The 26,831-nt window shown below is 64.0% G+C and carries 23 protein-coding genes and 5 tRNA genes; 24 read left to right on the top strand and 4 right to left on the bottom strand.

Features of this window, described 5'->3' with window-relative positions:
• On the bottom strand, positions 1-843 hold an 843-nt coding region (asd, locus tag V7D81_RS13950; RefSeq protein ID WP_324317249.1), incomplete at its 3' end, for an archaetidylserine decarboxylase.
• Between the two features lie 7 nt (positions 844-850).
• Complete coding sequence (locus V7D81_RS13945; protein WP_324317247.1) at positions 851-1,483, bottom strand: SCO family protein; 633 nt, start codon at positions 1,481-1,483, stop codon at positions 851-853.
• Positions 1,484-1,584: 101 nt separating this feature from the next.
• Between V7D81_RS13945 and prmB the strand changes: the two genes are divergently transcribed.
• The 13 genes from prmB to V7D81_RS13880 all read left to right on the top strand — a co-directional run bounded on the left by prmB (position 1,585) and on the right by V7D81_RS13880 (position 16,853).
• Complete coding sequence (prmB, locus tag V7D81_RS13940) at positions 1,585-2,487, top strand: 50S ribosomal protein L3 N(5)-glutamine methyltransferase (protein WP_324317245.1); 903 nt, start codon at positions 1,585-1,587, stop codon at positions 2,485-2,487.
• 66 nt (positions 2,488-2,553) lie between these two features.
• Positions 2,554-3,651: a chorismate synthase gene (gene aroC, locus V7D81_RS13935; protein ID WP_324317243.1), complete on the top strand. Its 1,098-nt coding sequence runs from the start codon at positions 2,554-2,556 to the stop codon at positions 3,649-3,651.
• The gene (locus V7D81_RS13930) at positions 3,648-4,832 is read left to right on the top strand and encodes an MFS transporter (protein ID WP_324317241.1); all 1,185 of its coding nucleotides are present in this window, start codon (positions 3,648-3,650) and stop codon (positions 4,830-4,832) included. Before aroC ends, V7D81_RS13930 begins: the two co-directional genes overlap by 4 nt.
• Positions 4,829-5,851 (top strand): aspartate-semialdehyde dehydrogenase, encoded by a 1,023-nt coding sequence (locus tag V7D81_RS13925; RefSeq protein WP_324317239.1) that lies wholly within the window; start codon positions 4,829-4,831, stop codon positions 5,849-5,851. Before V7D81_RS13930 ends, V7D81_RS13925 begins: the two co-directional genes overlap by 4 nt.
• 133 nt (positions 5,852-5,984) lie before the next feature.
• Entirely contained in the window at positions 5,985-8,891 is a 2,907-nt protein-coding gene (locus V7D81_RS13920; RefSeq protein ID WP_324317237.1) for a FimV/HubP family polar landmark protein, read from the top strand.
• Positions 8,892-8,898: 7 nt separating this feature from the next.
• On the top strand, positions 8,899-9,708 hold the full coding sequence (gene truA, locus V7D81_RS13915; RefSeq protein ID WP_324317235.1) for a tRNA pseudouridine(38-40) synthase TruA: 810 nt from the start codon (positions 8,899-8,901) through the stop codon (positions 9,706-9,708).
• A gap of 47 nt (positions 9,709-9,755) precedes the next feature.
• Positions 9,756-10,622 (top strand): acetyl-CoA carboxylase, carboxyltransferase subunit beta, encoded by an 867-nt coding sequence (gene accD, locus V7D81_RS13910; RefSeq protein ID WP_324317233.1) that lies wholly within the window; start codon positions 9,756-9,758, stop codon positions 10,620-10,622.
• 37 nt (positions 10,623-10,659) lie between these two features.
• On the top strand, positions 10,660-11,931 hold the full coding sequence (gene folC / locus V7D81_RS13905) for a bifunctional tetrahydrofolate synthase/dihydrofolate synthase (RefSeq protein WP_324317231.1): 1,272 nt from the start codon (positions 10,660-10,662) through the stop codon (positions 11,929-11,931).
• Between the two features lie 57 nt (positions 11,932-11,988).
• Positions 11,989-12,672, top strand: a complete 684-nt coding sequence (locus V7D81_RS13900; RefSeq protein ID WP_324317229.1) for an SPOR domain-containing protein — start codon at positions 11,989-11,991, stop codon at positions 12,670-12,672.
• A gap of 181 nt (positions 12,673-12,853) precedes the next feature.
• Complete coding sequence (locus tag V7D81_RS13895; RefSeq protein ID WP_324317226.1) at positions 12,854-13,390, top strand: CvpA family protein; 537 nt, start codon at positions 12,854-12,856, stop codon at positions 13,388-13,390.
• A gap of 4 nt (positions 13,391-13,394) precedes the next feature.
• Positions 13,395-14,906: an amidophosphoribosyltransferase gene (gene purF / locus V7D81_RS13890; protein WP_324317224.1), complete on the top strand. Its 1,512-nt coding sequence runs from the start codon at positions 13,395-13,397 to the stop codon at positions 14,904-14,906.
• A 25-nt stretch (positions 14,907-14,931) separates the two neighbouring features.
• Positions 14,932-16,230 (top strand): protein kinase domain-containing protein, encoded by a 1,299-nt coding sequence (locus V7D81_RS13885; protein WP_324317222.1) that lies wholly within the window; start codon positions 14,932-14,934, stop codon positions 16,228-16,230.
• A gap of 5 nt (positions 16,231-16,235) precedes the next feature.
• Positions 16,236-16,853, top strand: coding sequence for a tRNA-(ms[2]io[6]A)-hydroxylase (locus tag V7D81_RS13880; RefSeq protein ID WP_324317220.1), 618 nt, complete (start codon positions 16,236-16,238; stop codon positions 16,851-16,853).
• 1 nt (position 16,854) lies between these two features.
• Here V7D81_RS13880 and lpxH read toward each other — a convergent pair whose 3' ends face one another.
• Both lpxH and V7D81_RS13870 read right to left on the bottom strand, forming a co-directional pair.
• On the bottom strand, positions 16,855-17,589 hold the full coding sequence (lpxH, locus tag V7D81_RS13875) for a UDP-2,3-diacylglucosamine diphosphatase (RefSeq protein WP_324317218.1): 735 nt from the start codon (positions 17,587-17,589) through the stop codon (positions 16,855-16,857).
• A 40-nt stretch (positions 17,590-17,629) separates the two neighbouring features.
• A complete protein-coding gene (locus V7D81_RS13870) occupies positions 17,630-18,193 on the bottom strand; it encodes a peptidylprolyl isomerase (protein WP_324317216.1) in 564 nt (187 codons plus the stop codon).
• Between the two features lie 129 nt (positions 18,194-18,322).
• On the opposite strand from V7D81_RS13870, the gene gltX reads away from it, so the two are divergent.
• The 11 genes from gltX to V7D81_RS13815 all read left to right on the top strand — a co-directional run.
• Positions 18,323-19,738, top strand: a complete 1,416-nt coding sequence (gene gltX, locus V7D81_RS13865) for a glutamate--tRNA ligase (protein ID WP_324317214.1) — start codon at positions 18,323-18,325, stop codon at positions 19,736-19,738.
• 8 nt (positions 19,739-19,746) lie between these two features.
• Entirely contained in the window at positions 19,747-21,150 is a 1,404-nt protein-coding gene (cysS, locus tag V7D81_RS13860) for a cysteine--tRNA ligase (protein WP_324317213.1), read from the top strand.
• Positions 21,151-21,238: 88 nt separating this feature from the next.
• Positions 21,239-21,315 (top strand) — tRNA-Pro (locus V7D81_RS13855).
• Positions 21,316-21,344: 29 nt separating this feature from the next.
• Positions 21,345-21,421 (top strand) — tRNA-Arg (locus V7D81_RS13850).
• Positions 21,422-21,462: 41 nt separating this feature from the next.
• Positions 21,463-21,538, top strand: a tRNA-His gene (locus V7D81_RS13845).
• Between the two features lie 18 nt (positions 21,539-21,556).
• Positions 21,557-21,632: transfer RNA gene (locus V7D81_RS13840), tRNA-Lys, on the top strand.
• 130 nt (positions 21,633-21,762) lie between these two features.
• Positions 21,763-21,847 (top strand) — tRNA-Leu (locus V7D81_RS13835).
• A 44-nt stretch (positions 21,848-21,891) separates the two neighbouring features.
• Complete coding sequence (gene tig, locus V7D81_RS13830; RefSeq protein WP_324317211.1) at positions 21,892-23,187, top strand: trigger factor; 1,296 nt, start codon at positions 21,892-21,894, stop codon at positions 23,185-23,187.
• Between the two features lie 84 nt (positions 23,188-23,271).
• Positions 23,272-23,904 carry an ATP-dependent Clp endopeptidase proteolytic subunit ClpP gene (gene clpP / locus V7D81_RS13825; RefSeq protein ID WP_324317210.1) on the top strand — a complete coding sequence of 211 codons (633 nt, stop codon included), beginning with the start codon at positions 23,272-23,274 and terminating at the stop codon, positions 23,902-23,904.
• Between the two features lie 164 nt (positions 23,905-24,068).
• Entirely contained in the window at positions 24,069-25,385 is a 1,317-nt protein-coding gene (gene clpX / locus V7D81_RS13820; protein WP_324317208.1) for an ATP-dependent Clp protease ATP-binding subunit ClpX, read from the top strand.
• Between the two features lie 255 nt (positions 25,386-25,640).
• Positions 25,641-26,831 (top strand): LON peptidase substrate-binding domain-containing protein (locus tag V7D81_RS13815; RefSeq protein ID WP_349257660.1); only part of this gene is annotated, 1,191 nt, incomplete at its 3' end.

Below are 26,831 nucleotides of genomic sequence, written 5' to 3'. Positions count from 1 at the left end.
CAGCGAGGTTTCCCAGCGCATCCGGTCTTTCTGGAACAGCAGCACGACCGTCGAGCCCATGTTGAAGCGCCCGAGTTCCTCGCCCTTGGCGAAGGTTCGTCCGACACCGCGATCGATGACGATGGGCGACTTGCGCCGGCGCGGCGGTGGATTGATCTCGCCGCAATGCACGGTCTCCATGCTGCCGACGAACAGCGCGCCGACCAGGATCAGCGCCATCCGGCCGAAATCGGTGTCGAATTCGCAGATGACGCGCTCGTTGCGCGCGAAGAGTCGCGGCACGGTGCGCGCGGTCGCGGCATTCACGCTGAACAGATCGCCGGGAACGTACACGGTGCTGAGCGCCTTGCCCGCGACCGGCATGTGGATGCGGTGATAGTTGTAGGGCGCGAGATAGATGCAGGCGAAGGTGCCATCGAGATAGGCCTGCGCGGCGCCCGGGTCGGAGCCCAGCAGTTCGTGCAGCGTGTAGTCGTGCCCCTTGGCCTGCAGCAGCTTGCCGTGGGTGATCGGGCCGCGCTGGCTGAGCGTGCCGTCGACGGGACTGACGATGGAGTCGTTCGCGGCATCGATGGGCCGCGCGCCGGGACGCAGTGCGCGCGTGAAAAAATCGTTGAAGCTGCGATAGGCGAACGGATCGGACTGCGCTGCTTCCGCCATGTTCACTTCATAGCCGCGCAGGAAGTTCGCGATGATGAGCCGCCGCACCGTCGGCGACTCCGAGCGCATGACGGCATAGATCAGGCGTGAGAGCAGATGTTTCGGCAGGACGTACTGCAGTCCGGCGAAAAGCCGGTCGCCGAGCGTCGCGGGGGTGTCGGAATCGGGAATGCGTTCGGTCATGCAGGGATCAGCCGGCCTCGACGATGCGACGATAGTCGTCTGCGATGACGGCGGCGGTGTGCGGGCCGGAGAACAGTGCACGCAGCTGTCCGGCGGGATTCACCAGGAACAGCGCGGCGGAGTGATCGACGGTGTAGTCGCCGTTCGGCAGCGGGCTGGTGGCGACGGGAACGCCGAGCGCACGGGTGAATGCGTCGATGTCATCCTGCGTGCCGGTGACGCCGGTGAACGAGGGGCTGAAGAACTTCACGTAAGACGCGAGTTGCTCCGGTGTGTCGCGTTTTGGATCGACCGAGACCAGCACGATCTGCGGTCGCCGGGATTCCGGCAGGTCCGCGAGCAGCTTTTCGGTCTGCGCCAGCACGCCGAGGGTGGTCGGGCACACGTCGGGGCAGTGCGTGAAGCCGAAAAACAGCAGGCTCCAGCGATTCTGCAATCGTGCGGCATCGAAGGCGCCGCCGCTCTGATCGATGAGTTTGAAGGTCGGCAGGGCGCGCGCCGGTTCGAGTGCGGTCGCCTGCGCCAGCCCGAGCTGGGCACCGCCGCGCGGATTCAGGACCGAGCGCGCCAGCAGCATGCCGCTGGCAATGGCTACAATGGCGACGACAGCGGCGATGGCGATGGATTGCTTGCGGGACATTGCTGGAGAACGGCGATGTTCGCCCGGAAATTCGAGGCCGCGGATTATTGCACGGTACCGCCCAGGATCTCTGCCCCGAAATCTGCCACGTCCGATCTCACATGCCCAACGCCCCGCAACTCCGCACCGTCGAAGACCTGATCCGTCATGGCGCCAGCCAGTTCTCGATGGCGGACGTGTGGTTCGGCCATGGCACCGACAATGCCGTCGACGAGGCGGCCGAACTGGTGTTTTTCGGGGCGGGTCTGTCGCATGAGGATGCGCCCAAGGTCTATGCGCGCGAACTGAGTTCGCGGCAGCGCGAGGAAGTGCTGCAGCTGTTCGAGCGTCGCATCCGCGAGCGCGTGCCGGTCGCGTATCTGACGCATCGCATGTGGTTCGCGGGGCATGAGTTCTATGTCGACGAGCGCGTGCTGGTGCCGCGCTCGCCCATCGCGGAACTGATCGAAGCGGGTTTCGAGCCGTGGATCGATGCCGACCGCATCCGTTCGGTGCTGGACATCGGCACGGGATCGGGTTGCATTGCCATCGCGGCGGCACTGGCGTTGCCGCAGGCCCAGGTCGATGCCGCGGATATTTCGGACGATGCCCTGGCCGTCACGAAGATCAACATCGAGCGCCATCACGTGGTCGACCGCGTGCGTGCGGTGCGCTCGGATGTTTTCGACGGCGTCGCGGGTCGCCGCTACGACGTGATCGTGACGAATCCGCCCTATGTCGGCAGCGAAGAACTGGCGGGACTGCCCGACGAGTATCAGCGCGAACCCCGGCTCGGCCTGTATGGCGGCGATGACGGCCTGGATATCGTCCGGCGCATCCTGGCGCAGGCGGTCGATCATCTCGAGCCGCACGGCATCCTGATCGCCGAAGTCGGCAATTCCGAGCACGCACTGGTCGATGCCTTTCCGCGCGTGCCGTTCACCTGGCTGGAGTTCGAGCGGGGCGGGGGCGGTGTGTTTCTTCTCACTGCCGATCAACTCAAGCCGCTGTCGCAGCGTCGATGACGCTAGAATCCCGACCCCGTTCTTTTCCGGCCAGCGGCCAGTAGCCAGCAGCCTGTCACCCATCACATGTCCGGCAACACGTTAGGCACACTGTTCACCGTCACGACCTTCGGCGAGAGCCACGGGCCTGCGCTCGGCTGCATCGTCGATGGCTGTCCGCCGGGGTTGGAATTGTCGGAGGCTGACATCCAGCCGTTCGTGGATTTACGCCGAACGGGCACGTCGCGCCACACCAGTCAGCGCCAGGAACCCGATCGCGTGCAGATCCTCTCCGGCGTGTTCGAAGGTCGCACGACCGGTACGCCCATCGGCCTCTTGATCCACAACGAAGACCAGCGTTCGCGCGACTACGAAAAGATCAAGGATCGCTTCCGTCCCGGCCACGCCGACTACACGTACCAGCAGAAATACGGCTTCCGCGACTATCGCGGCGGCGGTCGTTCCTCGGCGCGCGAAACGGTGATGCGGGTGGCCGCCGGTGCCATTGCGCGCAAGTACCTCAGACAGCGGCTGTCGCTGAACATCCGCGGCTATCTCGCGCAGCTCGGTCCGCTCGAGCTCGAACCGAAGAACATCGAGGCGGCCTACGACAATCCGTTCTTCTCCCCCGATCCGTCGCGGCTCGAAGAGCTGGAGAACTACATGATCGCCCTGCGTCGCGACGGCGATTCCGTCGGCGCGCGCGTGACCGTGATCGCCACCGGCGTGCCGGTGGGACTGGGCGAACCGGTGTTCGATCGCCTCGATGCCGACATCGCCTACGCGATGATGAGCATCAACGCGGTGAAGGGCGTCGAGATCGGCGCGGGCTTCGCGTCGGTCGAGCAGCGCGGTTCGCAGCATCGCGACGAACTCACGCCGCGAGGGTTTCGTTCGAACAATGCCGGCGGCGTGCTGGGCGGCATTTCCTCGGGCCAGGACATCGTCGTCAGCATTGCGCTGAAGCCGACGTCGAGCATCACCATTCCCGGCCAGACCATCGATCTCGACGGCCATGTGACCGACGTGATCACGACCGGCCGTCACGATCCCTGCGTCGGCCTGCGCGCCACGCCGATCGCCGAGGCGATGCTGGCGCTGGTCCTGATGGACCACTATCTGCGGCATCGTGCGCAGAACGGCGACGTCGTCTCCGCCACGCCGATCATTCCCGCGCACGAGTGAACTCCGATTCGCTGCGTCTCGCCGCCGGGTACTTCATGTACTTCGGCGCCGTCGGGATATTCGCGCCGTTCTGGAGTCCGTACTTGGCGCTGCGCGGTTTCGGACCGGTCGAAATCGGGTTGCTGATTGCACTGGTGTCGGCGGCTCGCGCCGTCGTACCGCTGATGCTGGGCTGGATCGCCGACGCCACGAAACGCCCGACGCGCGTGCTGCAGATATCGGCGGCGCTGGCCGTCGTGTGTTTTGCCCTGTTCCCGTTGCAATCGGGCCTGCTGTCGTTCGGCCTGCTCAGCCTGTTGTTCGGCGCATTCTGGAATGCCGTCATTCCGCTGTTCGACTCGCATGCCCTGCATCATCTCGGCACGCAATCGCATCGCTATGGACGGCTGCGACTGTGGGGGTCGGTCGGTTTCATCGTCGTGACGTCCGTCGGCGGATTCATTCTCGACCAGGCGGGCTATCGATGGGTGCCGTGGCTCGCGCTGCCGCCGATGATCGGTGCCTTTCTCATGACGTTGACGGTCCCGCCGATGGCGACGACGGCGGATCGCATCTCGCTGCGGGAACTGGGCTCGATCGTGCGTTCGCGCGGCGTCGTCGCCGCACTCGTCGTTGCCACGCTCGTGGTCATGAGCAGCGGCGCGTACTACGCCTTTTTCTCGATCTGGCTTGAGACGAACCACTACGACAAATCGACCATCGGCCTGTTGTGGGCGCTCGGCGTGCTGGCCGAGGTCGCCGTCTTTGCGATGGGGCAGTCGCTGCTGACGCGCTTTTCGATCCGCACGCTGTTCATTGCGGCAGCGGCGGGTACGGCCGTGCGCTGGATGGTCGTCGCGTGGTTCGTCGCGCATCCCGTGCTGCTGGCCGCCTCGCAGCTGCTGCACTGCCTGAGTTTCGCGGTACTGCACTTTGCGATCGTGCTGACGGCGCATCGCGAATTCCCGCCGGCGTTGCAGAGCACGGGACAGTCGTTGTTCAGCAGCGTCGCTTATGGCGGGGGAGGGCTGGCCGGGAGCCTGCTGGCCGGTGTGATCTGGGCAGCAGTTTCAGCGCGAGCATCTTATGTCACCGCGGCCATTATTGTAGTGTTCGCCACGATTTGCGCCGTGCTCGGCTTGCGCGGCACGAGCCTCGATCAGATCAGTCCCAGGCAGTTCAGGAATTCACGGGCGCCATGAGCAGAAGTTGGAACGTCGCCGTTCTCGGTGCGACCGGCCTTGTCGGCCAGACCATGTTGTCGATCCTCGAGCAACGCAGGTTTCCGGTCGACAAGCTCTACCCGCTGGCCAGCGCGCGCTCGGTCGGCAAGAGCATCCGTTTCAACGGTGCCGACGTGCCCGTGCTCGACGTCGAAACATTCGATTTTTCAAAGGCCCAGGTGGGTCTTTTCTCGGCCGGCGCCAGCGTCTCGAAAGTGCATGCGGTGCGGGCCGGCGCGGCTGGCTGCGTCGTGGTCGACAACACCTCGCAGTTCCGTTACCAGGACGACATCCCGCTGGTCGTGACCGAAGTGAATCCGCATGCCATCGCGGGCTATCGCCGGCACAACATCATCGCCAACCCGAACTGCTCGACCATGCAGATGCTGGTGGCATTGAAGCCGCTGCACGACGCGGCCCAGATCGAACGCATCAACGTCGCGACCTACCAGTCCGTCTCCGGCGGCGGTCAGAAGGCGATGGACGAGCTGAGCACCCAGACGGCGGCGCTGGCAAAAGGCGAGAAGGCCACGGCGAAGGTCATCGCCAAGCAGATCGCCTTCAACTGCGTGCCGCAGATCGACGTGTTCCTGGACAACGGCTACACCAAGGAAGAAATGAAGATGTTCTGGGAAACCCAGAAGATCTTCGAGGACAAGTCCATTCGCGTGAATGCCACCGCGGTCCGCGTGCCGGTCTATGTCGGCCACTCGGAAGCGGTGCATATCGAAACCCGTCGCAAGCTGTCCGCGGCCGATGCCAGGGAACTGCTGTCGCGGGCGCCGGGGGTTGTCGTACTGGATGAAAGGCAGCCGGGCGGCTATCCCACACCAGTCACCGAAGGGGCCGGAACGGACCCAGTCTACGTTGGCAGAATCCGGGAGGACATCAGCCACGATCGGGGTCTGAATTTGTGGATTGTGTCCGATAACGTTCGCAAGGGAGCTGCTTTAAATAGCGTCCAGATCGCCGAGATTTTGGTAAAAGATTACCTGTAAGCTATATTTGCGCGCGCAAGGTCATGAAGCACATGAGCTTTTGATCCAAGAAAGTGTCGCGCCGATCCCATTACATAACTAAGTAACCAGCCGGCAGAAACTAGGGATGCCCAGGACACGGTCGGGAGAGCTGATGAGAAGATATTTGCCGCGCCTGCTGCTGACGGGCGCCATGCTGTCCCCTACGGCGCTGTATGCGCTCGGCCTGGGCGAAATCCGGCTCAACTCGGCACTCAACCAGCCTTTCGATGCCGACATCGAAGTCATCGCGCCGACCCGCGAGGAACTGGCCGAGCTCAAGGTGACGCTCGCGAGCAATGAGATGTTCGCGCGTTACGGCATCGATCGCCCCGCCTACCTGTCCAATTTCGATTTCGCCGTCAGCCGCACGCGCGACGGCCAGGTGACGATCAAGGTCACGTCGAACCGCTCGGTCACCGAACCGTTCGTCACGATCCTGGTGGAAGCGAGCTGGGGCCGCGGCCGGCTGCTGCGCGAATACACCGTGCTGCTCGATCCGCCGGTCTTCATGCCGTCGCAGCCCGAACAGAATCGCCCGGTGACTGCGCCGGAATCCGGTGCGCGCACCGAAGGTCGCATCGAACGCGCGCCTGCCGAACCGACGCGTCCCGTCCCGGCGCCCGAGTCGGTGACGCAGGAAGAGCCCACCGCACCCGTGTCCGCACCGGCAGCCGTCGGCGGCACGTACGAAGTCCAGCGCAACGACACGCTGTCGCGCATCGCACGCCAGGTGAATCCGAGCGCATCGGCCGGCGCACAGAACCAGACGATGATCGCGCTGTTCCGCGCGAATCCCGAAGCCTTCGCCGGCAACATCAATCGCCTCAAGGCCGGCAGCGTGCTGCGCGTCCCGGACCTTGCCGAGATCGAATCCATTTCGCGTTCGGAAGCCTCGGCCGAAGTGGCCCAGCAACAGGAAGCCTGGAGCAGTTCGTTCCGTACGGCCTCCGAAGATGAATCCACGCGCCTGCGCCTGGTGACGCCGGAAGAGCCGGCGGCGCCCGCAGTGCCCGTTGCACCTGCTGCCGAGCAGACGCCGGCGGCATCTGCAGGTACCGGATCGGCAACGACGCCGGCTGCCGAAGACAAGCGACTCCAGGTCGCCAGCCCCGGTCTGTCGGACGTGCAGCAGGGCGTGTCGGAAACGCCTCCGGCCGCACAGCCTGAAACACCGGTTGAGCAAGCACCGGCCGCCGAGACGCCGACGGAAGCGGCGCCTGCCCCGGCTGAGGAGCCGGCGCAAGCCACGCGGCCTGTCCGTCCGCAGCCGCAGCCCGTCGAAGCGCCGGCCCCGTCGCTGATCGATCGCATCGGCGAATTCTTCTGGGTTCCGATCGTTGCCGGCCTGCTGCTGGTCATTGGTCTCATCTTCATGTTCCTGAAGCGTCGCCGCGAAGCGAACGAAGGACCGGATCTGGATGCCTTTGCGCCAGCCGCATTCGAACCCCGTTTCAACGAGCCCGCGCGAGCGGCTGCGACTGCGTCCCGCAGCCGTGCGGACGTGTTCAGCGTCGATGACGATATCGCCGACGAGCCGCTGGCCGACTTCGAGGATGAGCCCGCACCCGTGACGTCTGTCCGCAAGGACACTGCGGTGCGTCCTGCGGCGGCACCGGTCGCGATCGCCGAGCCCAAGCCCGTCGACGACACGCTCAGCAGCGAAACGTCGGTGCGCTTCGATCAGCAGGATGCGCTGGCGGAAGCCGATTTCCACATGGCCTACGGTCTCTACGACCAGGCCGCCGATCTGGTGAAGATCGCCATCGAGCGCGAACCCGAGCGTCGCGATCTCAAGCTGAAGCTGCTCGAGATCTACTTCGTCTGGGGCAATCGCGATCTGTTCCTCGACACGGCACGCGAGCTGCACGCCACGCGCGACCAGGAGGCCGCGGGCGAGTGGGACAAGGTCGCCATCATGGGGCGCCAGATCGCTGCGGAAGATCCGATGTTCAAGGCCGACGGCAGCGCCGGCCGCGTCGACCTGGTCGACGTGAATCTGGAAGGCGGCGAGAACCGCGTCGATCTGGATCTGTTTGCCGAACCCGAAGCCGATGCGGGCAATGCGCTCGACATGGAATTCGGCAGCGGCGAACGCAAAGCCGCCGGGGGCAGTTCCGATCTGGATTTCCTGCTCGACGAGCCGCAACCTGAACGCGACGACGAGCCGACCCGCGAGATCGATCCGCTGGCACGCACGCAGGAAACGCCGACGATCGAATCGCCGATGCTCGACCGGTCGGCGCAGACGGTGCGCGACAAGCTCGATGAGCAGCTGTCGGGCCGCGCCGAGCAGACGGCGGAGCTGTCGCTCGACGATCTGGGACTCGATGTCGATTCGCTGGAAACCACCGGCGCGCTCGAGCAGACCGCGTCGCTCGAGAAGGACATTCCCGAGGACGACGAACCGCACGGCCAGGCGTTGCGCGACGACGAGATGACGCAGCTGGCGCCATCGCTCGGCAGTCTCGATCGCACGATGGAAGCGCCGCGCGTCGAGAAGTTCGACATCGAGAGCACGGGCACCGTGTACATCGATCAGGTCGATCTGGGCGGCGGCGATACCGTCGAGCAGCCGCGGATGGATATCGACAGCACGGCGCAGATGAAGACGCAGATCGCCAGGGGCACGCCGGATCTCGACGTGGACCTGGACAGCTTCGGCGAATCTGCCCTCGGCGGCGACACGCTGCGCCAGCCGGTTGCGGACGTGGACAAGTTCTCCGACGACGTCTTCGCCGATCGCACCAGCGAATTCCAGAAGATTGATCTGGACGTGGGCGAAGCGCTCGGTGCCGACGATCATGCGCCGACCAACAAGCAGGTCATCACGACCGAAATGGAATTGTCGGAACTCGAACCGGTCACGATGAGTGAAGTGGGGACGAAGCTCGACTTGGCCCGCGCCTACATGGACATGGGCGATCCGGACGGTGCCCGCAGCATTCTCGAAGAAGTGCTGCAGGAAGGGACGTCCAACCAGAAGCAGGAAGCGCAGCGTCTGCTGGATTCGATCCGATAGCGGAGCGATGCCTCGCATCGCTCTCGGACTCGAATACGACGGCAGCACCTTTGCCGGCTGGCAGTCGCAGTCTCATGCGCGCGGGATCCAGTCGGCCGTCGAAGCGGCCGTCGCCGTCGTTGCCGATCATCCTGTCGAAGTCACCGCGGCGGGACGAACCGATGCCGGGGTTCACGCGGCGATCCAGGTCGTCCATTTCGATTCGCCGTCCGTCCGTTCCGAACGCAACTGGGTGCTCGGCACCAATACCAACCTGCCGACGCAGGTCAGCGCGCTATGGGCGCGCGAGGTCCCTGACTCCTTTCACGCGCGCTACAGCGCGATGGCGCGCAGCTATCGCTACCTGATTCTCAATCGGCCGGTGCGCCCTGCGCTGCGCGCCGGCAACGTCACGTGGGTGCGCGATCCGCTCGATCACGAACGCATGCACGCGGCCGCGCAGCAACTGGTCGGCGAACACGATTTCTCCTCGTTCCGTGCGGCCGAATGCCAGTCGCGCTCGCCGACGCGGCGCCTGCAACGGATACAGGTCCGCCGACAGGACGAACTGCTCTGTCTCGACGTGACGGCCAATGCCTTTCTGCATCACATGGTGCGCAACATCGCCGGCACCTTGATCGCAGTGGGAAAGGGCGACCAACCGGTCGAATGGGTCGCTGACGTGCTCGCGGCGCGGGATCGCCGCGTCGCAGGGATCACGGCGCCGCCCGACGGACTGTATCTGGCGGCCATCCAGTACGAAGGAATCCTCGGCCTGCCGAGCGTCGCGGGCGACCTCCTGGGCTTCCCTTGCCCGTCTCGCCCAGACCAAGTATAGATGCCGCCTCTTGCGGGCCCCCGGCGCCCTGAGGGAACAAGCTTCCGATGACCTGGTTCGAAAAAATCATGCCTTCGCGGATCAAGACCGAACGCCGTACGCGTTCGGTGCCGGAAGGTCTGTGGATGAAATGTGCGGCCTGCGATGCCGTGCTGTACCGCGCGGAACTCGAGCGCAACCTGCACGTGTGCCCGAAGTGTTCGCACCACATGCGCATCGGTGCCCGCGAACGTCTCGAACACTTTCTCGATCCGGATTCCTTCGCCGAATTCGCCGACAACGTCGAGCCGGAAGATCCGCTCAAGTTCCGCGACAGCAAGAAGTATCGCGATCGACTCTTGCAGGCGCAGAAGAGCACGGAAGAAACGGATGCACTGATCGTCATGGCCGGCACGGTGCACGGACTGCCGCTGGTGGCGTGCGCCTTCGAGTTCCAGTTCATGGGCGGCTCCATGGGTTCGGTGGTCGGTGAGCGCTTCGTGCGTGCGGCGGAATACTGCCTCGAACATCGCGTGCCGCTGATCTGCTTCAGCGCGAGCGGCGGTGCGCGCATGCAGGAGGCGCTGCTGTCGCTGCTGCAGATGGCCAAGACCAGTGCGGTGCTTGCGCGCATGGCGCGCGAACGCATTCCCTATATTTCCGTGATGACGGATCCGACCACGGGCGGCGTGTCCGCCAGTCTGGCGATGCTGGGCGACGTGAACATCGGCGAACCCAAGGCTCTCATCGGTTTCGCCGGCGCACGCGTGATCCAGCAGACCGTGCGCGAGACCCTGCCGGAAGGATTCCAGCGCAGTGAATTCCTGCTCGAGCACGGCGCGCTCGACATGATCGTCGATCGCCGCGACATGCGTGACCGGATCGCCGGCCTGCTGGCGATGTTCACCAACAAGACGCTGCCGACACCTTCCTGAGTACACGATCGGATCAGCGCGATCCGATTTCACTGCCATGCGCTTCACGACGCTGACCGACTGGCTCGCGTGGCAGCAGACGCTGCATCCGAACGCGATCGATCTGGGACTCGAGCGGCTCAACCGCACGCTGCAGCGCCTGGGCTGGCGTCGGCCCGCCTGTCCCGTCATCACCGTGGCGGGAACCAATGGCAAGGGGTCGAGCGTGGCCCTGCTCAACCGCATCCTGGGCGAGGCGGGGTACCGGGTCGGCACATTCACTTCGCCGCATCTGCTGCGCTACAACGAGCGCATCATGATCGCGGACCGCGAAGTCTCCGACGCATCGCTGATCGCGGCATTCGAACGGATCGATGCGGTGCGCGGTGCGGACACGCTGACGTATTTCGAGTTCAATGCGCTCGCCGCGCTGCTGGTATTCGAAACCGCCGGCCTCGATGCGCTGGTGCTCGAGGTCGGCCTGGGCGGGCGGCTGGATGCGGCGAATGCCGTCGATGCGGACGTGGCGCTGATCACCTCCATCGATCTCGATCATTGCGAATGGCTGGGACCCGACGTCGAATCGATCGGACGGGAGAAGGCGGGCATCTTCCGTGCCGGACAGACGGCGATCTTCGGTTCGGGCGCCATGCCGGCGTCGATCCAGTCGGTGGCCGATGCGCTCGGTACGAAGCTGCTGTGCCACGGCCGCGATTATCAGGTACGCCGTTCAGGCACTCGCTGGTCGTGGCAGGGTGTGCACGGCCGTCTCGATGACCTGCCGGCACCGGCGCTGGTCGGCGACATCCAGTTCGACAACGCGGCTGCGGTACTGACTGTGCTGGAGGCTCTGGCGGAACGCCTGCCCGTATCCCGGGATGCGATCGAGCGAGGATTGCGCAAGGTGCAGATCACCGGGCGATTCCAGCGCATCCGCAGAGATCACGAATGGATTCTCGATGTCGCACACAACCCGGCCGCGGCGCGGGTTCTTGCCTCGCAACTTGCGACCCCTGCGACGAAGGGGCGCACGATCGCCGTGTGCGGCATCCTCGGCGACAAGGACATCGAAGGCATCTGCCGCACGCTGACCTCGAGCATCGATGTCTGGATCGCAGCCGGATTGGGCAGCGAACGCTCCATCCGTGCCGCCGATCTCGGCGAGCGCCTGCGCCAATGCGGAGCGAATGTCTTTGCGACTACCGACAACGTGTCGCAAGCATGCGCGACCGCCGCATCGCTGGCTGCAGCCGCCGATCGGATCGTCGTGTTCGGTTCGTTCCTGACCGTCGCCGCGGCGCTGCAGTGGCTGGAAGGCGAGGGCGGCTGAACGCGGCGTTGCAGACAGCGGCGCAACGCCCGTTGCGGATGTTTATACTTTGCGCCCGTGGAACGTCACGTAAAAGAACGGCTCATCGGTGCGGCGGTACTGGTCGCGGCAGCAGTCATCCTGATTCCGGAAATGCTTTCCGGACGTGGCGAGGTAGCGGATGAGAAACCGACCGCCGCGACGTCGGCCGGCGAGACGCCGCTGAAGACCTACACCATCGATCTCAACCGGTCACCGCCGCAATCTGCTGCCTCCGGACCCGAATCACTGACGACGAGTGCGCCGCCGCCGGAAACGGCGCCGCCTCCTGAGACGATCGCGGAAGCGACTTCGACGCCAGGCACTCAGGCAATCCCTGAATCGGCCGCGTCGACTGCAGCGCCCGAACGCCAATCCCCACCTCCCGTCGGAGCGACGGCTCCGCCCGCCGGGCGACCTGCGACGACAAAACCCGTCGCGCCCGAGCCGACGCCGGCGCGAAGCGCGATCCCGGACAACAAGCCCGCAGGCGCCGGCTGGGCCGTGCAGCTCGGCAGCTTTTCCAGCCGCGCCACCGCCGACAGCATGGCGGGCAAGCTGCGCGGCGAGGGATACGAAGCTTTTGTGATGCCGGTCAAATCCGCGACCGGCACGCTGTATAGAGTGCGTATCGGGCCGATGGCGGATCGCGATGACGCGACTCGCGTGCTCGGCAAGGTCAAAGGCAACGTTCCGGCGGCCACCGTTGTCAAGCATCCGTGACGCAAAGTGTTCACCGGAGCAAACAAGCATCGGGCGCATGGCAAGTCCGTAAAGCCCGCTGGTAGACTTCGCGCACTGCAACAGATGCGACGAACCGAGTCCTCGAGCCGCCGCGAATGTCACAGCGATCCGTTCATCGACTCCCGCTTACCAACGACGATCCACCGGTGACGCACCGTCCATGAACGGCGCTGACTATCTCATTCTGGGCGTGCTCGCGGTTTCCATGCTGCTGGGCATGTATCGCGGCTTCGTTCGCGAGTCGATCGGCCTGCTGGCCTGGCTCGGCGGCCTGTGGCTGGCGTGGCGCTACGCGTCGCTGGTCGAACCTTTCCTCGGCGGTGCGCTGTCCGAACCGCCCGTGCGTACCTGGGCAGCGCGGACACTTATCGTCGTCTGCGTCGTCCTGCTGGGCTGGATGGTGGCCGGTATCCTCGGATACCTGTTGCGGCATTCGGGCCTCAGTATCGTGGTCGATCGTCTGCTGGGCATGCTGTTCGGCCTGCTGCGCGGCGCGGTCGTGATCGCCGCGCTCATCCTGCTGGCGCAGTTCGCCCAGATGGACGAGGTGAAATGGTGGAAGCGCTCCGTGCTGATGCCTTACGCCGTCGAATTCTCTGCCTGGATTGAGGCGTTTGCCGAAACCGGCATGCGGCTGCTTGAAGAGCAGGCGCTGATCCCCCATTTCCCGTCCGCGGCGTCGTCATCGAGGGCCTGATCCCATGTGCGGAATCGTCGGTATCGTCGGCCACTCGCCCGTCAACCAGCAGATCTATGACGCGCTGACCGTGTTGCAGCACCGCGGCCAGGACGCCGCCGGCATCATGACCGCCCACGAGGGCGAACTGTTCCTGCGCAAGCAGAATGGCCTGGTCCGCGATGTCTTTCAGCACCGCCACATGCTGGCGCTGAAGGGCAATATCGGCATCGGCCATGTCCGTTATCCGACCGCCGGCTGCGACAGCGCTTCCGAAGCGCAACCGTTCTTCGTCAATTCGCCGTACGGCATCTGTCTCGGTCACAACGGCAACCTGACGAATGCGTCCGAACTGGCGGAAGTCCTCGTCCGCGAAGATCGCCGTCACCTCAACACCAGTTCCGATTCTGAAGTCCTGCTCAACGTGCTCGCCAGCGAGCTGTCGAACGCAGGCGCGCCGCGTGCGTCTGCCGCGGACATCTTTGCCGCGCTGACCGCCGTTTATCGTCGTTGTCGCGGCGGTTTCGCCGTCGTTGCGATGATCGTCGGCCACGGACTGGTCGGCTTCCGCGATCCGCATGGCATTCGCCCGCTGGTGCTCGGCAAGCGCGAGTCGGCGCAGGGCCCGGAATACATGCTCGCTTCCGAAAGCGTGGCGCTCGACATGCTCGGTTTCGCACGCGTGCGCGACATCGCGCCTGGCGAAGCCGTGTTCATCGACGAACAGGGCCGCTTCTATTCGCAGCAGTGCGTGGCCGCGGGCACCACAACGCCCTGCATCTTCGAATACGTCTATTTCGCGCGGCCGGATTCCATCATCGACAACATCTCCGTGCACAAGGCGCGCCTGCGCATGGGCGATCTGCTCGCGGAAAAAATCCGTCGCGTCTGGCCGGATCACGACATCGACGTCGTCATTCCGATTCCGGACACGAGCCGCACGGCGGCGGTGCAGGTATCGCAACTGCTCGGCATCAAGTATCGCGAAGGCTTCGTCAAGAACCGCTACATCGGCCGCACGTTCATCATGCCGGGCCAGGAGCAGCGCGCGAAGTCGGTACGCTCGAAGCTCAATGTCATCGACCTCGAGTTCCGCGGCAAGAACGTGCTGCTGATCGACGATTCCATCGTGCGCGGCACGACCTCGGCGCAGATCATCGATCTGGCGCGCGAAGCCGGCGCCCGTCGCGTGTACTTCGCATCGGCGGCGCCGCCGGTGCGCTTCCCGAACGTCTATGGCATCGACATGCCGGCGGCGGCCGAACTGGTGGCTGCGGGACGCTCGGAAGATGAAGTCGCAGACATCATCGGCGCCGACCGGCTCATCTATCAGGACCTCGGCGATCTCGTGCACGCCTGCCAGCATCACGACTCCGAGGTGCATCAGTTCGATACGTCGTGCTTCTCCGGCGAGTACGTGACCGGCGACATCACGCCGGCGTATCTGGATCGCCTGCAGGCCGAGCGTTCGGATCAGGCCAAAGAAAAGCGCCGGCAGGTCAGCCGGCATTCGCTCAAGGCCATCCGCGCGGTCTGACGCGTCCGGCGGAGGAGGGGACTCCGTGTCATCTGGAGTACCGTCAGCCGCCGGCAGGACCTCGCCGACCACCCAGTCGCAGTCGACGCCGCGGCTGCTGATCATCACCGATCACACCGAACTCGGGCGCGCGCTCGAACACCACGCCACTGTCGTCTGGCCCGATGCCGAATGTCGCGTGCACGCGCCGACGGTGTCCGGTCGATTCCACGCCGCGTTCACTGCGCTCGGCTATGACGTCGTCATCCTCGACGATCGCGTCGAGCGCGGACGCGGCGAGGAATGGCTCGAGAATCTGCTGCGGCGCGAGGCGTTTCCTCCGATCGTGTATCTCGCGCCTGGCGATGAGCCGGCGCTGGCGAAACGCATACTGGAGCGCGGCGTCATCGACGTACTCGTACGCGAACGAATCGATCATCGACGACTGGCCTCGGCACTGCGCGACGCGGTGCAACGCCGGCGTCAGCAGATTTCACTGCAGCGGATGAGTGCGCAGGCGCGCGCCAGTTCGACGTTCGGCCCGGTGACGATCCGCGGACATCGCTTCGTCCGCGAGATCGCCGTGGGCGGTACTTCGATGGTGTACCTGGCGGAAAGCGAGCGCGCCGGCGACATGGTCGTGCTCAAGGTGCTGCGGGATGCGCCCGAAGCACGCGATCCGCAGGCGCAGTTCGCGCGCTTCCTGCAGGAATACGAACTGATCTCGCGCATCCGCCATCCGAACGTGGTGCGCATCTACGATCTCGGCATCGCCGACGATCATGCCTACATCGCCATGGAGCATTTTCCGCTCGGCGATCTGCGCGGCCACATCGCGAGTGTGCTGCGACCGGCGGAAGCACTGGCTTATCTCGGCCAGATGGCGGGCGCGCTGCAGGTCGTGCATGAAGTCGGCGTCCTGCATCGCGACCTCAAGCCCGGGAACATCATGATGCGCGCGGACGGCTCGATCGCGCTGATCGACTTTGGCCTCGCCAAGCAGGTCTCGCTCGACGTCGACATGACCGGCACCGGCGAAATTTTCGGCACGCCGTACTACATGAGTCCGGAACAGGGACACGGCCAGGAACTCGATGAGCGCAGCGATCTGTACAGCCTGGGCGTGATCTTTTACGAGATGCTGATGCGGCGGAAACCGTATCTCGCGGCGAACCCGATGGCGGTGTTGTACATGCACGGCAACGCGCCGATTCCATTGCTCGAAGGACCGCTGACCCGCTACCAGTCGATCCTCAATCGCCTGCTGGCGAAGGACAGGACGGACCGCTTCGCATCGGCCGGCGAATTGCTGGCTTGCGTGCGTCAGCTGCAGGCGGAAGGATAACCGCCGTGAATGCCGTTGCCGCCGTCGCCGAAGACAGATCCGTGCTCCTCGCGGCGACGCCCGCGCGCTGGTTCGAGGTGGCGCGCGAGCGTTGGGGCGAATTGCTGGTCGATCACGCCAGCTGCGAAAAGAAGGCGGCCTCGACGGCGCTCAGTCTCATCTTCACGTATCCCGAAGACTTCGCACTGACGGATCGCCTGTCGCGTCTCGCGCGCGAAGAATTGCGGCACTTCGAACACGTCCAGAAATGCATGCGCGAGCTGGGCGTGCCGTTCGCGCGCCTCAAGCCTTCCCGCTATGCCGAAGGTCTGCGCAAGACCGTGCGTGCAAACGAGCCGCAACGGTTGCTGGACCTGCTGCTGTGCGGGGCATTGATCGAGGCGCGCTCGTGCGAGCGTTTCGAAGGACTCGTGCCGGTGCTGCCGGATCCGATCGCAGGCTTCTATGCAGGGCTCGCGCAATCCGAGGCGCGGCACCGCAGTCTCTACCTGCGTCTCGCCGAGCAGCGCACAGGCGGCGAAGACTGGCAGGCGCGATTGCTTGTGCTGGCGGAAGTGGAGGCCGAACTCGCGACGTCGCCGGATCCGCAGTTCCGGTTCCACTCGGGCGAGCCGGCGTTCTGATTCAGCGCCTCGCCAGTCCGGCGAGTTCAAATCCTGTCGAGCTCCAGCGCAGCACGCTGCCCTGCTCGTACCAGTCGCCGAGCACGATGCGCGTCGCTTCGTGACCATCCACCGTCAGTCGATGGACCGCGGGACGATGCGTGTGTCCGTGAATCATGCAGTCGACGCCGAAGCAGCGGAACGTTGCGGCAACGGCGTCGTGATTCACGTCCATGATGGAGGGCGCGGCCTTGTCCATGGCGTCGATGTGCGCCTTGCTGCCAGCGCGCATTTTCCCGGCGAGTCGTTGCCGCTGCCGCAGGGTCAGATTGCGCAGGACGAATTGCACGAACGGGTTGCGCACGATGCGCCGCAGGCGCTGATACGCAGGATCGTCGGTGCACAGCGTGTCGCCGTGCAGCAGCAGCACCCGACGCCCGTACAGATCGACCACGGTGCCGTCGTCGATGAGTCGCGTGCCGCTGTCGGCGCAGAAGCGCTTGCCGAGCAGAAAATCGCGGTTGCCGTGCATGACGAAGCAGGGCACGCCGCTGCCCGTCAGTTTCTTCATCGCCGCGACGATGCGCCGCTTGTCGGGATCCGGATCGTCATCGCCGATCCAGGCCTCGAACAGATCGCCGAGGATGTACAGCGCTTCCGCCTGTGCAGCTTCCCGATCGAGAAACGACAGGAACTGATCCGTGATGTCGGGCCGCGAGCCGTCGAGATGCAGATCGGAAATGAAGAGGGTGGTCACGGGGCAGGCTGGAAATGAGTTCAGCGAGGCGATCGCGTCTTCATTTGAGTTCTTCGATCTTCTCGATCACCACCGGCTTCATTGGCACGTCCTTGTCGAACGGACCACCGGCACCCGTGGCGACGACGCCGATCTCATCGACCACGCTCATGCCTTCGATGATCTTGCCGAAGACCGCGTAGCCCCAGCGACTCGGCTGCGGGTCGAGCGCCGCGTTGTCGGCGAGGTTGATGTAGAACTGCGCGTTGGCGCTGTGCGGGTCGCCGGTTCTCGCAATACCGATGGTGCCGCGTCGATTCGACAGGCCATTGCCGGACTCGTTGGGAATGCCGGCGCGGGTGGGCCGTTCCTGGAATTTCTCGTCGTAGCCGCCGCCCTGGGCGACGAAACCGCTGATGACGCGGTGAAAGATCGTGCCGTTGTAGTGGCCGGCGCGAACGTATTCCAGAAAGTTCGCCACGGTCAGCGGAGCCCGCGCGTTGTCGAGTTCGACCAGGAAGCTTCCGGCGTTGGTGTACACGCGGACGAGGGAGGGACTCTCGGCATTCGCTGCGCCAATCCCGCAGCAAAGGGCAAAGAGCAGTGCCAGGCAGTATCGGCGCATGATCGTGATGTGCGGCAGCCGTCGAATTGACGTCCGGATCTTAGCCCAAGCGGGAGGACGACCGCGGTGCGGGTGTATAGAATGCCGCCGTGCGCGGCCAGGGTGGCCGCCTCCCCAATATCCTAGAGAATGTCCTTCACTCCGCTAGTCACGAGATTTGCGCCGGCCCCGACCGGGCACCTGCACCTGGGCAATGCGCGCACGGCGCTGCTGAATTTCCTCGCAGCCCGCCATGCCGGCGGACAGTTCATCCTGCGTGTCGAAGACACGGACGAGGCCCGCAGTTCCGAGGAGTTCATGCGCGAACTCTTCCAGGACCTGCACTGGCTGGGGCTCGATTGGGATGAAGGCCCGGATATCGGCGGCCCGCATATCGCTTATCGGCAGCAGCAGCGCCGCCAGATCTACGAAGAATGGCTGGGCAAGCTGGATGCCGCAGGCCTGACCTATCCCTGCTTCTGTACGCCGGGGGAGTTGAACATTGCGCGCAAGCAGCTGCTCGCGGCTGGCAAGCCGCCGCGCTATGCGGGTACCTGCCGCAACCTGACGGAAGAGCAGCGTGCGGAGCGGCTCGTGAAGGGCAAGGCCGCGGCGCTCCGGTTTCGCGTGCCGCCGGCGCGGATCATCACCTTCGACGACGTGGTGCATGGCGAGCAGCGCTTCAACACCGACGACATCGGCGATTTCATCATCCGCCGCGCCGACGGCAGCACCGCCTTCTTTTTCTCCAACGCCATCGATGACGCGCTGATGGGCATCACGCTGGTGCTGCGCGGGGACGATCACCTGACCAATACGCCGCGCCAGATGCTGATCCTGCAGGCGCTCGACCTGCCCATACCGCGCTATGCGCACGTCGCGCTGCTGCAGGGAATGGACGGTGCAAAGCTCTCGAAACGACACGGCGATCTGAGCCTGCGCGATCTGCGCAAGCGCGGCTATTTGCCCGGCGCCGTTCGCAACCACCTCGTGCGTCTCGGGCACACCTGCGCGACCGACGGCTGGCTGGACGAAGCCGCGATGAAAGCCGAGTTCGATCTGAAGCGGCTGGGCCGGGCGGCGGCCAAGTTCGACGAAGCGCAACTGCGTCACTGGCAGAAGGAAGGCGTTGCACGCCTGAGTCCGGAGGATTTCCTGCTCTGGATTTCCAGTCAGTTGCCGACCGATGTCGAAACCTCGCGGCTGGCGCAGTTCGCAGCGGCGATCCGCCACAACGTCGAATTTCCGGCCGATGCGAAACTCTGGGTGGACGTCGTGTTCAGCACGCCGGAAACCGACGCCGAGGCATTGGCAAAGATGCAGGAGGCAGGGCCTGACTTCTTCGCGACGGCGGCGGAACTGTTCGCCGCTGGCGGCAAGGAATTTCGTCAGTTCGCCCGCGAACTCGGCGAGCGCACCGGCAGGAAGGGCCCCGCGTTGTACATGCCGCTGCGCGCCGCGCTCACGGGCGTATTGCACGGTCCGGAACTGGGACCGCTGCTGGCATTGATCGATACAAAAGAAATCGTCGCGCGACTCGAGAAGGCGCGACGCCTGGCCGGCTGAGGAGAACGATGCTGCAGCTTTTCAATACGCTCACCGGTCGCAAGGAGGAGTTCCATCCGCTCGAGCCAGGCATCGTGCGCATGTATGTCTGCGGCGATACCGTGTACGACTACTGTCACATCGGTCACGCGCGCAGCAAGATCGCTTTCGACATCGTGCGGCGCTATCTCGCGTTCAGCGGCTATCGCGTCACGTTCGTCCGCAACATCACGGACATCGACGACAAGATCATCAAGCGTGCCGCGGAGAATCGCGAGAGCGTGCAGACGCTGACGCAGCGATTCATCGATGCGATGCACGAGGACTACGATCGCCTCGGCATCCTGCGCCCTGACTTCGAACCGAAGGCCACCGGACACATCCCCAGCATCATCGCGATGACGCGTACGCTCATCGACAAGAACTACGCCTACGTCGCCACGAACGGCGACGTCATGTATTCGGTGTCCGCGTTCGCCGAATACGGCCAGCTGTCGGGTCGGCAACTGGGGGATCTGCGTGCCGGCGCGCGCGTGGCCATCGACGAAGCCAAGCGCGATCCGCTGGATTTCGTGCTCTGGAAACAGGCCAAGCCGGGTGAGCCTTCGTGGCCTTCCCCCTGGGGCGAGGGTCGGCCGGGCTGGCATATCGAATGCTCGGCGATGACGCTCGATCTGCTCGGCACGCGCTTCGACATTCACGGTGGCGGACTGGATCTCAAGTTTCCGCATCACGAGAACGAGATCGCGCAGTCCTGCGCCGCCACCGGCGACCGGTTCGCGACGTACTGGATGCACAACGGCTTCGTGAACGTCGACAACGAAAAGATGGCGAAGTCGGTCGGCAACTTCTTCCTGATCCGCGACGTGCTGAATTCGGGACGCGTGCGCGATCCGGAGGTGCTGCGATTCTTTCTGTTGTCGAGCCACTATCGCGGGCCGATCAACTATTCGCTGACGCAGATCGAGCAGGCCGATGCGGCACTGAGCCGGCTGTACACGGCGCTGCGCGATATCGAGCCTGCGGCCAATCATGAGCCGGGCGATGCGACGCGTCGTTTCAAGGCTGCGATGGATGACGACTTCAACACGCCGGATGCCGTCGCCGCGCTGCAGACGCTGGCAGGCGAAATCAATCGCGCCCGCGCGAACGCACCGCAGGTTGCCGCGACCTTGGCGGCGGAGTTGCGACATCTGGGTTCGGTACTCGGCGTCCTGCAATCGTCGCCGGATGCTTTCCTGCGCAAGTCGGCTTCGGCAGGCAGTGAGGCGCCGGGAGGCGATGCTGCAATCGAACAACTGATCGCGGCACGCCAGGCGGCGCGCAAGGCACGCAACTTCAAGGAATCGGATCGGATCCGGGATGAACTCGCCGCTGCCGGCGTGGTTCTCGAGGACAAACCCGACGGTTCGACGACCTGGCGGCGTGCCTGAAATAAGTCCCTGAGACATCGAATCGCAAATTGACGCTCCCGGACCCCGTGCGTATGATTCGCGGCCCGTGCGAGTGGCGACTATCTGGCGGGGCATGGCGCAGTCTGGTAGCGCATCTGGTTTGGGACCAGAGGGTCGGGGGTTCGAATCCCTCTGCCCCGACCATCGCAATCGCCGAGTGCCTGGTTCGGACTGCGCCCGTAGCTCAGCTGGATAGAGCATCGGCCTTCTAAGCCGAGGGTCGCAGGTTCGAGTCCTGCCGGGCGCGCCACTTCAAGATGGGTGGCCGGGCGGGAAGATGGTTGGACGATGGTGGACGTAGCTCAGTTGGTAGAGCCCCGGATTGTGATTCCGGCCGTCGTGGGTTCGAGTCCCATCGTCCACCCCACTATCGTTTTTTTGGTGTGGGCTGTTAGCTCAATTGGTAGAGCAGCTGACTCTTAATCAGTTGGTTATAGGTTCGAGTCCTATACGGCCCACCAACTTCTCCTGAACAGAATCCCGTCGCCATCCGGCGGGTCCCTCCGGGCACTCCTTCCGCTATACTCCGCGCCCCGCCGGGGCTGGCCCGCTGGGTCAGGTTCGGGCCAAGGGCTTGGGACTGCAGTTTTCGCGAAAGTGGCGGAACTGGTAGACGCGCTGGATTTAGGTTCCAGTGGGTAACCCCGTGAGGGTTCGAGTCCCTCCTTTCGCACCACCGGCGTGAAGCCGTGACGTGTCATCACTTGAGGTCGTTGATCAATGCAGGTTTCGGTAGAGACAACCGGCGCCCTGGAGCGCCGCATGGAAGTGCAGGTTCCGGCTGAGCGCGTCGAGAAGGCGATCGACGAGCGCCTGAAGTCGTTGAGCCGCACCGTGCGTCTGAAGGGCTTCCGTCCGGGCAAGGTGCCGGTCAATGTCGTGCGCCAGCAGTTCGGTCAGCAGGTGCGTCAGGAAGTGGTGGGCGACGTCGTGCAGTCGACGTTCGCCGAGGCCGTGAGCCAGCAGAACCTGAATCCGGCAACCGGTCCGCGCATCGAGCCGATCAGCACCGAGAAGGGCGGCGACCTGAAATACCGCGCGATTTTCGAGATTTTTCCGCAGATCGAACTGAAGGGACTGGACACCATTGAAGTGTCGCGCCCTGCGGCGGAAGTCACGACCGCCGATGTCGATGCCATGATCGAGAATCTGCGCCAGCAGCGTCCGACCTTCGCCGCCGTCGAGCGCGAATCGAAGGACACCGATCGCGTCACCATCGACTTCAATGGCACGATCGACGGCAAGCCGTTCGAAGGCGGTGCTGGCGAGAACGTGCCGGTCGTGCTCGGCGCGGGCCGCATGCTCGCGGACTTCGAAGCGGGCCTGAAGGGCGTGAAGGCCGGCGAAGAGAAAGTCATCGACATGACCTTTCCGCAGAACTACGGCGGCGCCGATCTCGCCGGCAAGCCAGTGCAGTTCGCGATCAAGATCCACAGCGTCGAAGAACAGCAGTTGCCCGAACTGGACGACGAGTTCTGCAAGACCTACGGCGTGGAAGAGGGCGGCATCGAACGCCTGCGTCAGGAAGTCGAAGACAACATGCGTCGCGAACTGGCGGATGCGGTTCGCGGCCGGGTGAAGAAGCAGGTCCTGGATGCGCTGCTGGCGGCGAATCCGGTCGATCTGCCGAAGTCGCTGGTCGATAACCAGGTTCGTGAATTGCAGCTCGATGCCGGTCGTCGCATGGGCGCCAAGGATGTCTCGCAGCTGCCGCCGGCCGAAGGGTTCACCGAGGCGGCGCGTCGCCGCGTTGCGCTCAGTCTGCTGATCAACGAAGCCATCAAGCAGGGCGACATCAAGGTCGATCAGGCCAAGGTCATGGAACGCTTCGAGGAGCTGGTTCAGCAATTCCCCGAACCGGACAAGGCGCTGCAGACCTATCGCAGCAATCCGCAGATCCGGCGCCAGATGGAAGCCGGCGTGCTGGAAGATCAGGTCATCGACTGGGTTCTCGAACGCGCCAAGGTGACGGACCAGCCGTCGACGTTCAAGGAACTGATGAATTTCGGCGCATAACGAAAATCAAGCGTTTCGGCGTAAGCAGACTCGCGTGCTTTGCTGCACACTAAGCCGCGAGTCCCCGGCAAACGGTCTATTCCCATGAGCGTGAGAACCAATCCGGTTATGAATCTGGTCCCGATGGTGGTCGAGCAGACGGCTCGCGGCGAACGCGCCTACGACATTTACTCGCGCCTGCTGAAGGAGCGCGTGATCTTCATCGTCGGCCAGGTCGAGGACTACATGGCCAACCTGGTCGTGGCGCAGCTCCTGTTCCTGGAATCCGAAAATCCCGAGAAGGACATCGCGCTGTACATCAATTCGCCGGGCGGCTCGGTCAGCGCCGGGCTGTCGATCTACGACACGATGCAGTTCATCAAGTGCGATGTCAGCACGATGTGCATCGGTCAGGCGGCCAGCATGGGTGCGGTGCTGCTGTCGGGCGGTACCAAGGGCAAGCGTTATTCGCTGCCGCACTCGCGGATCATGATTCACCAGCCGCTGGCCGGCTTCCAGGGCCAGGCTTCGGATATCGACATCCATGCCCGCGAAGTGCTGGAAACCCGCAATCGCCTCAACAAGATTCTGGCCAGGCACACGGGTCAGAGCATCGAGAAGATCGCCAAGGACACTGATCGCGACAACTTCATGAGCGGTGAGGCCGCCGCGGCCTACGGGCTCATCGATCGCGTGCTCGAACAGCGCGAACTGGTCCCGTCGGTCGGGGCTAAATGATTGAAGTGACAGCGTATTCCCGACTCCCGGTGCATTCTGTCAGACCCGGGAGGGGCTTCTTTGCGCCTTGATGGGGACGCGTGCTATATAGCCCGGGCACCGCGTTGAAATGCGCGAAAACGCGGCAATTTACGGCCTGTAGCAGGCCATGTGATGGGTGACTCATGTCTGATGACTCACGCGGCAAACACGACGACGGCAAGCTTCTCTACTGCTCCTTCTGCGGCAAGAGCCAGCATGAAGTACGCAAGCTCATTGCCGGCCCGTCGGTGTTCGTCTGCGACGAATGCGTAGAGCTCTGCAACGACATCATTCGTGAGGAACTCGAAGAGAAGGCCGAGCGCACCCGCGACAAGCTGCCGCGTCCGCACGAGATCAAGAAGGTTCTCGACGAATACGTGATCGGCCAGCCGCGCGCCAAGAAGGTGCTGTCGGTGGCGGTGTACAACCACTACAAGCGCCTGCAGACCAAGACATCCGAGCAGCGCTCCAAGGACGAAGTCGAACTCGCCAAGAGCAACATCCTGCTGATCGGCCCGACGGGCTGCGGCAAGACGCTGCTGGCCGAGACGCTGGCGCGGCTGCTGAACGTACCGTTCACGATCGCCGATGCCACGACGCTGACTGAAGCCGGCTACGTCGGCGAAGACGTCGAGAACATCATCCAGAAGCTGCTGCAGAAGTGCGACTACGATGTGGAGAAGGCCCAGACCGGCATCGTCTACATCGATGAAATCGACAAGATTTCGCGCAAGTCCGACAACCCGTCGATCACCCGCGACGTGTCGGGTGAAGGCGTGCAGCAGGCGTTGCTCAAGCTGATCGAAGGCACGATCGCGTCCGTTCCCCCGCAGGGCGGTCGCAAGCACCCGCAGCAGGAATTCCTGCAGGTCGATACGACCAACATCCTGTTCATCTGCGGCGGTGCGTTCGCAGGTCTCGAAAAGATCATCCTGAACCGCACCCAGAAGACGGGCATCGGCTTCACCGCCGACGTGCGTCAGCAGTCGGAGCGGCCGCATGGCAGCGACGTGTTCCATGACGTCGAGCCGGAAGATCTGATCCGTTACGGTCTCATTCCGGAATTCGTCGGTCGTCTGCCGGTCGTGGCGACGCTCGACGAACTGGACGAAGCCGCGCTGGTATCGATCCTGCTCGAGCCGAAGAACGCTCTCAGCAAGCAGTACCGCAAGCTGTTCGACATGGAAGGCGTGGAACTGGAGTTCCGCATCGACGCCCTCAAGGCCGTGGCCAACAAGGCGATGCAGCGCAAGACGGGCGCGCGCGGTCTGCGCACCATTCTGGAGAATGTGCTGCTCGAGACCATGTACGAACTGCCGTCGTTGCGTAACGTACAGAAGGTCGTCGTCGACGAATCCGTCATCAGCGGCGAAAGCAAGCCTTACATCGTTTACGGCAATTCCGATGATGCCCGGGCGAATGCCGAGGAACGGCGGCCGACCGGCAGCGATCATCACTGACCGCGCATTCAGGGATTGGCTTAAAGGGGCGCCCTCGTGGCGCCCTTTTCATTTGTGCCGGTGATCACTCGACAGTGTGCGACATCACCTGCATTGCGCCACCGCGTAGCCATGTCGGCACATGCGCCGACGAATTGCGTGCGGATGCCGCTGGCAGCAGGTAGCCGCTTCCGGTATTTTCACTTGAGATTCCCGGTCGGTCCCCGATGATCGATCCGTCAGCGCTTCCAGCGCTTCATCTGCCAGGTAACGAGCGTGAGCACAGACACCCCCGAAGTTGAGCAGCAGCCCGGTACGCCATCGGCCATCCCCGTGCTGCCGTTGCGTGATGTCGTCGTGTACCCGCACATGGTGATTCCGCTGTTCGTCGGTCGCGAGAAATCCATCCTCGCCCTCGATCAGGCGATGCGCTCCGGCAAGCAGATCCTGCTGGTCGCCCAGAAGCAGGCCGACGTGGACGATCCGAGTCCGCAGGATCTTTATCGCCTCGGTACGGTCGCCACGATCCTGCAGCTTCTCAAATTGCCCGACGGCACGGTGAAGGTGCTGGTCGAAGGCATCGAGCGCGCCAAGCTCGAGAAGCTGTACGCCAACCAGTATTTCTCCGCCGACATCAGTTCGCTGAAAGATGTCGAACAGTTCGACGAGCGCGAGATCGATGTGCTGTCGCGCTCGGTCATCTCGCAGTTCGAGCAGTACGTGAAGCTCAACCGCAAGGTGCCGCCCGAGATCCTCACTTCGCTGGCGGGCATCGAACAGCCGGGTCGGCTCGCCGACACCGTTGCTGCACACATGTCGCTCAAGCTCGATGCGAAGCAGAAGGTCCTGGAGATCCACGACGTTCGCAAACGGCTCGAACACATCCTGGCGCTGATCGAAGGCGAGATGGATGTGCTGCAGATCGAGAAGCGCATCCGCGGCCGCGTCAAACAGCAGATGGAGAAGAGCCAGCGCGAGTACTACCTCAACGAGCAGATGAAGGCGATCCAGAAGGAACTGGGCGAAATCGAGGACGCGCCGAACGAACTCGCCGAACTCGAACAGCGCATCCAGAAGGCGGGCATGCCGAAGGAAGCGCGCGACAAGGCCATGTCAGAGCTCAACAAGCTCAAGCTCATGTCGCCGATGTCGGCCGAGGCGACCGTGGTCCGCAACTACGTCGACTGGCTGGTGAAGTGCCCGTGGAAGAAGAAGACCAAGGTACTGAACGACATCGGCAACGCCGAGAAGGTGCTGGACGAGGATCACTACGGCCTGGAGAAGGTGAAGGAGCGCATCGTCGAGTACCTCGCCGTCCAGCAACGCGTGAAGACGCTGAAAGGCCCGATCCTGTGCCTGGTCGGTCCGCCGGGCGTGGGCAAGACATCGCTTGGCCGTTCGATCGCCAAGGCGACAGGCCGCGAATTCGTGCGCATGTCGCTGGGCGGCGTGCGCGACGAGGCGGAA

The sequence above is a fragment of the Povalibacter sp. genome (assembly GCF_036735925.1).
Classification (GTDB): domain Bacteria; phylum Pseudomonadota; class Gammaproteobacteria; order Steroidobacterales; family Steroidobacteraceae; genus Steroidobacter.
The sequence above is the reverse complement of the archived record's forward strand: the minus strand, read 5'-3'. Positions and strand labels throughout refer to the sequence as shown.

What these genes read in the sequence shown, in the direction of transcription:
- V7D81_RS13945 (WP_324317247.1), bottom strand. Translation starts at nt 1,483, where the DNA reads ATGTCCCGCAAGCAATCCATCGCCATCGCCGCTGTCGTCGCCATTGTA.
- prmB (WP_324317245.1), top strand. Translation starts at nt 1,585, where the DNA reads ATGCCCAACGCCCCGCAACTCCGCACCGTCGAAGACCTGATCCGTCAT.
- aroC (WP_324317243.1), top strand. Translation starts at nt 2,554, where the DNA reads ATGTCCGGCAACACGTTAGGCACACTGTTCACCGTCACGACCTTCGGC.
- V7D81_RS13925 (WP_324317239.1), top strand. Translation starts at nt 4,829, where the DNA reads ATGAGCAGAAGTTGGAACGTCGCCGTTCTCGGTGCGACCGGCCTTGTC.
- V7D81_RS13920 (WP_324317237.1), top strand. Translation starts at nt 5,985, where the DNA reads ATGAGAAGATATTTGCCGCGCCTGCTGCTGACGGGCGCCATGCTGTCC.
- truA (WP_324317235.1), top strand. Translation starts at nt 8,899, where the DNA reads ATGCCTCGCATCGCTCTCGGACTCGAATACGACGGCAGCACCTTTGCC.
- accD (WP_324317233.1), top strand. Translation starts at nt 9,756, where the DNA reads ATGACCTGGTTCGAAAAAATCATGCCTTCGCGGATCAAGACCGAACGC.
- folC (WP_324317231.1), top strand. Translation starts at nt 10,660, where the DNA reads ATGCGCTTCACGACGCTGACCGACTGGCTCGCGTGGCAGCAGACGCTG.
- V7D81_RS13895 (WP_324317226.1), top strand. Translation starts at nt 12,854, where the DNA reads ATGAACGGCGCTGACTATCTCATTCTGGGCGTGCTCGCGGTTTCCATG.
- purF (WP_324317224.1), top strand. Translation starts at nt 13,395, where the DNA reads ATGTGCGGAATCGTCGGTATCGTCGGCCACTCGCCCGTCAACCAGCAG.
- V7D81_RS13870 (WP_324317216.1), bottom strand. Translation starts at nt 18,193, where the DNA reads ATGCGCCGATACTGCCTGGCACTGCTCTTTGCCCTTTGCTGCGGGATT.
- gltX (WP_324317214.1), top strand. Translation starts at nt 18,323, where the DNA reads ATGTCCTTCACTCCGCTAGTCACGAGATTTGCGCCGGCCCCGACCGGG.
- cysS (WP_324317213.1), top strand. Translation starts at nt 19,747, where the DNA reads ATGCTGCAGCTTTTCAATACGCTCACCGGTCGCAAGGAGGAGTTCCAT.
- tig (WP_324317211.1), top strand. Translation starts at nt 21,892, where the DNA reads ATGCAGGTTTCGGTAGAGACAACCGGCGCCCTGGAGCGCCGCATGGAA.
- clpP (WP_324317210.1), top strand. Translation starts at nt 23,272, where the DNA reads ATGAGCGTGAGAACCAATCCGGTTATGAATCTGGTCCCGATGGTGGTC.
- clpX (WP_324317208.1), top strand. Translation starts at nt 24,069, where the DNA reads ATGTCTGATGACTCACGCGGCAAACACGACGACGGCAAGCTTCTCTAC.